The sequence below is a fragment of the Janthinobacterium sp. PSRC1-1 genome (assembly GCF_049897525.1).
GTDB lineage: Bacteria > Pseudomonadota > Gammaproteobacteria > Burkholderiales > Burkholderiaceae_D > Janthinobacterium > Janthinobacterium tructae.
Window position 1 is genome coordinate 1 of sequence record NZ_JAFCWK010000028.1, and the last position, 8193, is coordinate 8193.

Here is an 8193-nt window from a genome sequence, read left to right on the forward strand (position 1 = left end):
GAAAAAAACAGCGAAAAAAGGCTATGTGGCCGGTGCTGTTGCCCGACGCCACGTATCAACGGCACGGGTACTAAAAGACGGGGCTGTCAATGTACACCTTTAAAGGGGTGGCTCTTAGCCTGGCGCTCTCCATCGTCAGCCTGCTGGCCCTGTTCCGCGTGGCCACCAAACAGGCCGAAGCGAACCAGGTCACTGAAACGCGCTTCCAATCCTATCTGCTGGCCGATGAATTGCGGCAAAGCTCGGATGACCTGACCCGGCTGGCCCGCACCTACGTCGTCACGGGCGACGCCAGCTACGAGCAGCAATACATGGACATCCTCGACATCCGCAACGGCAAGAAGCCGCGCCCCGAGCATTACGAGCGCATCTACTGGGACTTCGTGGCGGCGGGCATGCCGGTGCCGGCATCGACGGGCCCCAGCGTGCCACTGGCCGAGCTGATGCGCAAAGCCGGCTTCAGCGAGCAGGAATTTGCCAAACTGCAAGAGGCCCAGGCCAATTCCGACGGCCTGGTGAAGACCGAGGTGATCGCCATGAACGCCGTCAAGGGCTTGTTCGACGACGGCAGCGGCAACTTTACCAAGAAGGGTCCGCCCGACCTGGAAATGGCCCGCACCATCATGCATGATGTCCAATACCACCGCAACAAGGGCAAGATCATGCAGCCGGTGAATGAATTTCTCACGCTGCTCGACCAGCGCACGAGCGCGGCCGTGCAGACGGCGACGGGCGGCACCATGGCGGCCTATTCCGTCACCGTCGGCGTGCTGCTGGTGTCGGTCATGGTCTCGCTGCTGTGCCTGTTTCTCGTGTACCGCCACATCAAGCGCAGCCTGGACCAGGCGATCGCCACGGCGCAATTGATCGCCGGCGGTGACCTGAGCATCGATGCCGTCATCGAAAGAGCCGACGAAATCGGCGTGCTGCTGCACGCGATGAACACCATCAACGCCAACCTGACGGGGCTGATCGGCGACATCCGCACCAGCACCGGCGAAATGTCGGTCGCCACGCACGAAATCGCGCTGGGCAATGCCGACCTGTCGGCGCGTACTGAAGCGCAAGCCAGTTCCCTCGAAGAAACGGCCAGTTCGATGGAAACGCTGACGGCGACGGTGCGGCAAAACGCCAGCAACGCCGGCGAGGCAAACCAGCTGGCCGCCACCGCCTCGGCCGTCGCCGTGCAGGGCGGCGCCGTCGTCGCCCAGGTGGTCAACACGATGGGCGCCATCAAGGAAAGTTCGAGCCAGATCGCCGACATCATCGGCGTCATCGACGGCATCGCCTTCCAGACCAACATCCTGGCCTTGAACGCCGCCGTCGAGGCGGCGCGGGCGGGCGAACAGGGACGCGGCTTCGCCATCGTCGCCGGCGAGGTGCGCAGCCTGGCCCACCGCAGCGCTGCCGCCGCCCAGGAAATCAAGACCCTGATCGGCGCCTCCGTGGAACGGGTTGACGCCGGCAGCAAGCTGGTCGACGAGGCGGGGCGCACCATGGCGCTGGCGGTGGAATCGATCCAGAAGGTGGCCGCCATCATGAGCGAGATCACCAGCGCCAGCCACGAGCAAAGCGCGGGGATCAGCGAGGTCAACCAGGCGGTCACGCAGATGGACAACATCACGCAACAGAACGCCGCCCTGGTCGAGCAGGCGGCGGCCGCTGCCGAAAGCCTGCAAGAACAGGCGCAAGCCCTGATTGAGGCCGTCGCCATCTTCCGCCTGAAAGGCAGCCCGCCGGCCACGGCCGCCCTGGCCCTGCGCTGACATGCAGCCAAAGTGTGCACTTTCGCAAAAATCTGCACATACCATGATATTTCTTGATTGCAACATCATATAATCGTTGCAAACAGGCATGGTCATTGCGAGGGCGGGAAGTTGGCAGGCAGACACACACGGGCATCGTGGCGAAGGGCGCATTGGCTGCTGGTACTGGCCTGCGTGCTGCCGCCTGCCGTCCAGGCCCAGATCGACAACCTTGAGCAGCATATCGCCGCCGTGCGCGAAGATGGCCGTTTCGTGCCCGCGCGCGCCCTGCAGCGCCTGCAGGAGGTGGAAACGCAGGCGCGCAGCGCGCCCCTGCCCGTGCGCGCGGAATTCCTTACCCAGCTGAGCAACGCCCGCATGCGCCTGGGGCAGAACGATATCGCCATGCAGCTGGCCGAAGAACTGATCGCCTACGCCCGCATGAACAAGAGCGATGTGGCGCTGGCGAAAGGCATGCTCAACAAGGCCTACATCACGTTTGCCAGGAACGAAGGCCGCGCTTCGCATCTGCTGGCCTTCGAAGCGGAAAAGATCGCCAACCGCACGGACGACCTGCCCGTGCGCGTGCAGGCCACCATCAGCGCGGGCCAGTCGTGGGCCGAGGAAGGCAATTTTCCGTTTGCGCTGGCCAAGCTGCAGGCGGCCGTCGACCTCGCGCGCCAGAGCAAGTCCCCCTCCAGCCTGGCCGCCGCCCTGAATGCCCTCACCCTGCTGTACACGCAGATGCGCGAGTACGACAAGGGCTTCGAGGTGCTCGACGAGCTGCTGGCCGTATCAAGCACCCTGGAATCGCCGGGCCGCATGGCGCAGGCGAAGAATACGGAATACGGGCTGGCGCTCGACGCGCAGCAGCCGCAACGGGGCCAGCGCGCCCTGCTGGCGGCCCTGGCGCTGGAACGCCAGCTGGGCGCCAGCGGCATGGTGGCCATTACCCTCGTCAATCTGTCGGACAGCTATCTGAAAGAAGGCGACTATGCACGCGCCCTGCGCTTTGCGAATGAAGCCATCACGGCGGCGCGCCTGGTCAACGATGAACAGGTGGAGGCGACGGCGCGCCTGAACATCGGCCAGGCGCTGATCGGCCAGGGACGCTTGCAGGAAGGCAAGCAAAGCGTGGCCACGGGCCTGGCCTTCTACGAGCGCACGGCCAACCAGCCGGACATGCAGGCCGTGCTGCTGGAATACGGCATGGCGCTGGAAAAGGCGGGCGACATGCGCGGCGCCGTCACGGCCTACCACCGCGAGCGGAGCATTTCCAACCAGCTGTTCGAAAAGCAGCGGCAAAAGGCCGTGTATGAGCTGCAAGAAAAGTATGAGGCGGAAAAGAAGCAGCGCCAGATCGAGCTGCTCAGCCGCGAGAATCAGCTCAAGAGCACGGAGATCGACAACCGCCGCCTGCAGCAGCGCGTATGGTGGCTGCTGGCGCTGGTGCTGGCCATGGCGTCCGTCATCGTCAGCTTGCTGTACCGCAAGGTGCGCCACGCGAACGTGCAGCTGAAGGTGAAGAACCAGGAACTCAAGCGCCAGAGCTCGCGCGACCCGCTGACGGCCCTGTACAACCGCCGCCACTTCCAGGAATTCATGCGCAGCCATGCGGGCAAGCCGCAGCCGTCCTGCGGCGGCGATGTCGTGGGTGCGCTGTTCCTGCTCGATGTCGACCATTTCAAGCACATCAACGACCGTTACGGCCATGCGGCGGGTGATCTGGTGCTGACGACGATCGCCGAAACCTTGCACGACGTGCTGCGCGAAACGGACATGATCGTGCGCTGGGGCGGCGAGGAATTCCTCGCCTTCCTGCCCGCCGTCGCGCGGGACGGACTCGACGATATCGCGCGGCGCATCCTCAACGGCATGGCGGCGCAAGTCATCCGCTACCAGGGACAGGCCATCCAGGTGCATGTGTCCGTGGGCTTTGCGCCCTATCCGCTAACGCCGCTGGGACGGCCGCTCACGTGGGAACGCAGCGTCAACCTGATCGACATGGCGCTATACCTGGCCAAGGCGCACGGGCGCAACCGGGCGTATGGCTTGCGCGGTTTTCAGCAGGTGGAAAGAACGACGCTGGAAGCGGTGGAGCAAGACCTGGAACGCGCGTGGCGCGACGGCTTTGTCGATTTGAGCGTGGTGCTGGGGGGAACGGAAGGGATGGACAAGACGGGAACGGAGGCGGCCGGGCCAGAAGGCCAGGCCAGCGATGGCGTCGCCGCAGCTGCCGTCACCTGACGGCGGCTGCGGCAGCCGGGCCGGCGCTGGCCAGCCCTGGCGCTTGTTACGATGATTACTTGTGCGCGGATTCCTGCATCTTTTCGCCGGCTTTTTCCACTTTCTTGCCGACGGCATCGGCCGCTTCGCTCATTTTTTTGTCGGCGTCAGCGGCGACCTGGTCCATCTTGGCGCCCGTATCGGCAGCGGCCTGGCTCACGGCAGCGTCCGCTTTGGTCGCAGCGGCCTTGATGTCGGCTTCAGCCTTGGCAGCGGCCGCATCGATCTTCTGGCCAGCTTGTTCCGCAGGACCGGCAGCGACATCATCCTTCTTCTGGCAGGCAGCCAGTGCCACAACCATCATCCCGGCGACGCACACGGTCATCCAATTTTTGCTTACTTTCATGATATTCCCTTTCATTATTATCAAAAGACACAGATCAGTTCGCAATATACACCTGCCTAAAATTTTCTAGCGTGCGCTAACGCACATAAGAACAGGCTTTTGTGGCGTAGTTGTAAGCAATGGTATCTTGATATGTTTCACGGCGCCTTCCCGACAAGCAGGCATGCCAGACATTGCTTTGCGCTACTGCGCCGGGACCGGGGCCGGGGCCGCATCGAGCAGCGAACGTTCGAGCAATTGCGACAAGGCCGTGCGCAGCGCCTGCGTGCGCGCCGCCAGTTCCGGCCGTTGATAGCGCTCGGCGGCAATCAGGCTGTTTTCCAGGCAGACGCGGTCGCTTTTCGCCAGGCAAGCGTCGGCCAGGTCGAGCTGGGCGCTGGCTTGCGCCACTTTGACTTTGGCATCGAGTTCCAGCGTGTCGGGATCGTCGCCCCAGCGTTTCACGTAGATGGCCAGGCGTGTGGCGGCCACGTCCGGCTTGCCCGCATCGAGCGCCTGCCTGACGCTGTCCTGCAGCGCCGTCCACGCCTGCGCCCGCTGCTGTTGCCGCTCGCACGCGGCGGCGGATTTGGTGATGTTCGCCTGCAAGCGTTTGATCTGCGCGGCGGGCGCCCTGGCGCTTTTCAGCACGGCCAGCGCACTGCGCGCCCCGTCCAGGTCGCACTGCGCCGCCAGCGCCGTGGCTGCCGCCACCTGCTCGGCCACGCTGGCCGGCTTGTCGGCTGGCTTGTTATAAAACCAGATACCGGTCAGCACCACGGCCGCCGCGATCCAGGTGCGCAAGCGCACGGGTGGGCGTGGCGGCGGCACCGAACCCTTGATGGCAGGCTTGGCGGGCGGCGCCTTGACTGGCGCGGGCGCCGCTACGGCAGCCGGTGGCGGGACGGGCTGGGGAGCAGGAGCGCGCTGCGGCGCAGCTTGCGGTGCAGGAACGGGTGGAGCGACGGGCACCGGCGGCGGCATGCGCGGCAGCGGGGGCGGCGCTGGCAGTTTCTCCATAACCGGTGCTTGCGCCACCTGGCGCGCGCCGCAAAACGGGCAATGCGCCACGCGCAGCGGCAAGGTCCGGCCGCAAGCGGCGTTGATGCAAACTTCATTCACTTTTTCAGACACGTTCCAACCTTTTCCTGGATTTACTCAGCTGCATTCTGCCGCAATATTACCCCACGCAAGCACGCCAACGGCGCACCGGCGCCGTGTTCCATGGCATTGATGCCGATCAAGAGGCCAGCGCCACCGCGGCCTAAGCTACAGGCACCGGTCCAGGACAAGGAGAACGCCATGCCAGCCCACCTGATCATCGAAGACGGCCAGCCCTGGTGGTGGGACAGCGCCGACATCTGGGTCGTGCCGGGCAATGATCCGAATGGCCCGCCCGGCGCACCCATTGCCGGCACCAGCAATTACCTGTGGGGGCGCGTACACAACACGGGCAACAGCGCCTCGAACGGCGTGCGCGTGGACTTTTACTGGGCCGACCCTTCCGGCCAGATCGCCGTCGGCGCCGCCACGCAGATCGGTTCCGCGTTTGCCGACTTGCCGCCCGGCGCCACGCAGGAAGTGCTGTGCCTCGTGCCCTGGGTGCCCGTCATCGTCAATGGCGGCCACGAATGCCTGCTGGCCGTGGCCCACGGCGCGGGCGACATCAACCCGCTGCCCGACCCGCTGCCCAACGGTTTCCCCTTCCAGCCCAAACAGCACGAGCAGATCGCCCAGCGCAATGTCACCGTGGTGCTGGCGGCGCGGCGCGCGCAGCTGCTGGCCATCACGGTGGCGGCCCTGCCCCGAGCAGCCAGGAAAGTGGCATTGCACATCGAACAGGGCGGCGAACTGCCGGCGCGCCTGCTGGCCACCCTGGGCCTGGAAAAATGGCAACCGGCCAGGGAAGCACGCCTGATAGCGGGTCTGGCGCGCACGCCCCACTGCAATGGCGATGTGCCCGGCGAGCAAGAACTGGCGCTGGAAGTGCCGCGCGGCCAGGCGCAGGCCGTGTACCTGAGCCTGCGCGCCGAAGCCTTGCCGCCACGCCAGTATGCGCTGCTGCGCGTGCTCGAGAGTCAGGACGGCAAGGTACTGGGCGGCGTCACGTATCTCGTCACCACTCCGGAGAAAGAACAAGCGCAAGAGCAGGCGCAAGAACAGCACAGCCCCGAGGAGCAAGCATCATGAGCGACACCCCCATGCAGGTGCTGACGCGGCCGTTCGCGATCGAGCCCGTCACCAATATCATGCTGCCCGATGGCATCTTCGACAATGCCATCTATGGTTTGCGCATCGCCGCCCATGTCACCAACATGTCCAGCAGCGCGCTGACGAATGTCACGGTGTACCTGGAAAGCGTGGGCGACCCCGGCATCGTGCCCGTGGCGCGCACCTTTTTCTTTGCCAGCATTCCCGCCGGCGCGGCCATGCTGGTGATGTGGGACGCCGACTTCCAGCATGCGGCGCCCGGCAAGAGACTCGTCAGCTTCGTCGCCAAGGCGGACGGCTACGCGCCGCGCCGCTCGATCCAGCAAATCTTCGTCTCGCAGACGCGCTTTGACAGCGCCACCAATACCTATACGTGCACGGTCGAGGAAGGCACGCTGGAACTGTCCAAGCCGCAAGGGCACTTGCCCGGCAAGCGCTGGGGCAGCACGGGCACGGATGGCAAAGAGTGCCGCTGTCCGCCCGGCCTGGGGCCGATCGTGCCGACCGGCATGACCCTCGTCTGGACGCCGAATCCCGCCTATGCGGGCACGCATGGCGAGCTGCCGTTTTCCGACCCGTGGTGGAAGATACTCGCCATCATCATCGCCATCATCGCCGCGCTGGTCGCCATCATTGCCGCCGCGCTCGGCTCCGGCAAGGCCAGTTTCAGCGTGGGCGGCAGCTTCGAGGAAACCGATCCCAGCGTCGATTGCTGCTCGCTCGAAGGGGCCGGCTCGGGCCAGCCCGAATTCACGGTGGCGGGCGTGGCCTCGGCCATCGCCTCGGGCGCCATCGCCGTCGCCTGCTCCGATATCGCGGACCCGTTCTGGCGTGGTCAGGAAGCAACACCACCGGCCGCCGGCGAACTGACCCTGGCCGAGCGCGTCGTGGCGAAATGGGTGTTGCCGGAAGCGCCGAACGCGGGCCTGCCCTACACGGCCGACATCAGCTGGGAGTATCAACGTTTCACCACGGGTGCCACCTACCAGCATGCGGTGACCGAAACGCAAGTCAACATCCATGTGGCGGGGCCCGTGGAAACGGATACGCCCGCCGTCGTGCAAGCCTACGAACCGTTGTGGCTGCGCGCCAGCTTCAGGCGCGACAATGGCAATGTCTTCCGCGGCACGGAGCTGTATGCCTTCGTGCTGTTCCAGGCACCGCAGGGCCTGTATTTCGTCGCCTCGCTGACCGACGATGGCCTGGGTTTCGACCCGGGCGCCAACGACGGCGTGTACGCAGGCAGCCTGGACTTGAAACGCGCTTACCGCACCTTGCTGCAATATGATCAAAAGGTCTACGGTACGTGGAGAGTCTTCGTCTTCGCGCAAGACGTCAACCTGACCAAGCCCGGCACGCCGCCGGAAATCGCCGCCCAGCACATCGGCGGCATGTTCGTCGCCAGCGCCATCGAAATCACCTTCGACGACACCCTGCCGTGCCCGCTCAAGGCGCAGGCGAATATCGTCGTGGTGTGATGGGGATCGTGAGCGAGGTCAGGCGTAGGTCGCGTAGATACTGTTATCCCCGTCAAGCGGCGTGCAAGGCCGGATCAAATATTTTCCCCGACCTGAGCACGCCGAATGCCACGTGCACCAGCTTGCGCATCATGGCACCAATGATCAG

At 64.9% G+C, this 8193-nt stretch carries 6 protein-coding genes; 4 read left to right on the forward strand and 2 right to left on the reverse strand.

What is annotated here, in order from left to right; all coding sequences use genetic code 11:
• The first annotated feature begins 89 nt into the window (after window positions 1-89).
• Both ACP7DW_RS28555 and ACP7DW_RS28560 read left to right on the forward strand, forming a co-directional pair.
• Window positions 90-1766 carry a methyl-accepting chemotaxis protein gene (locus ACP7DW_RS28555; protein WP_426057762.1) on the forward strand — a complete coding sequence of 559 codons (1677 nt, stop codon included), beginning with the start codon at window positions 90-92 and terminating at the stop codon, window positions 1764-1766.
• Between the two features lie 111 nt (window positions 1767-1877).
• Entirely contained in the window at window positions 1878-3992 is a 2115-nt protein-coding gene (locus ACP7DW_RS28560) for a diguanylate cyclase (protein ID WP_426057761.1), read from the forward strand.
• A 55-nt stretch (window positions 3993-4047) separates the two neighbouring features.
• Here the strand turns inward: ACP7DW_RS28560 and ACP7DW_RS28565 are convergent, their stop codons facing one another.
• Both ACP7DW_RS28565 and ACP7DW_RS28570 read right to left on the reverse strand, forming a co-directional pair.
• Window positions 4048-4377, reverse strand: coding sequence for an apolipophorin (locus ACP7DW_RS28565; RefSeq protein WP_426057760.1), 330 nt, complete (start codon window positions 4375-4377; stop codon window positions 4048-4050).
• Window positions 4378-4560: 183 nt separating this feature from the next.
• Entirely contained in the window at window positions 4561-5490 is a 930-nt protein-coding gene (locus tag ACP7DW_RS28570; protein WP_426057759.1) for a hypothetical protein, read from the reverse strand.
• 168 nt (window positions 5491-5658) lie between these two features.
• Between ACP7DW_RS28570 and ACP7DW_RS28575 the strand changes: the two genes are divergently transcribed.
• Together ACP7DW_RS28575 and ACP7DW_RS28580 are read left to right on the forward strand one after the other, a co-directional pair.
• The gene (locus tag ACP7DW_RS28575; protein ID WP_426057758.1) at window positions 5659-6546 is read left to right on the forward strand and encodes a hypothetical protein; all 888 of its coding nucleotides are present in this window, start codon (window positions 5659-5661) and stop codon (window positions 6544-6546) included.
• The gene (locus tag ACP7DW_RS28580) at window positions 6543-8045 is read left to right on the forward strand and encodes a hypothetical protein (RefSeq protein WP_426057757.1); all 1503 of its coding nucleotides are present in this window, start codon (window positions 6543-6545) and stop codon (window positions 8043-8045) included. Before ACP7DW_RS28575 ends, ACP7DW_RS28580 begins: the two co-directional genes overlap by 4 nt.
• The last annotated feature ends 148 nt before the right edge of the window (window positions 8046-8193 follow it).

Coding starts and splice junctions, on each gene's coding strand:
- ACP7DW_RS28555 (WP_426057762.1), top strand. CDS start 90: ATGTACACCTTTAAAGGGGTGGCTCTTAGCCTGGCGCTCTCCATCGTC.
- ACP7DW_RS28565 (WP_426057760.1), bottom strand. CDS start 4,377: ATGAAAGTAAGCAAAAATTGGATGACCGTGTGCGTCGCCGGGATGATG.
- ACP7DW_RS28575 (WP_426057758.1), top strand. CDS start 5,659: ATGCCAGCCCACCTGATCATCGAAGACGGCCAGCCCTGGTGGTGGGAC.
- ACP7DW_RS28580 (WP_426057757.1), top strand. CDS start 6,543: ATGAGCGACACCCCCATGCAGGTGCTGACGCGGCCGTTCGCGATCGAG.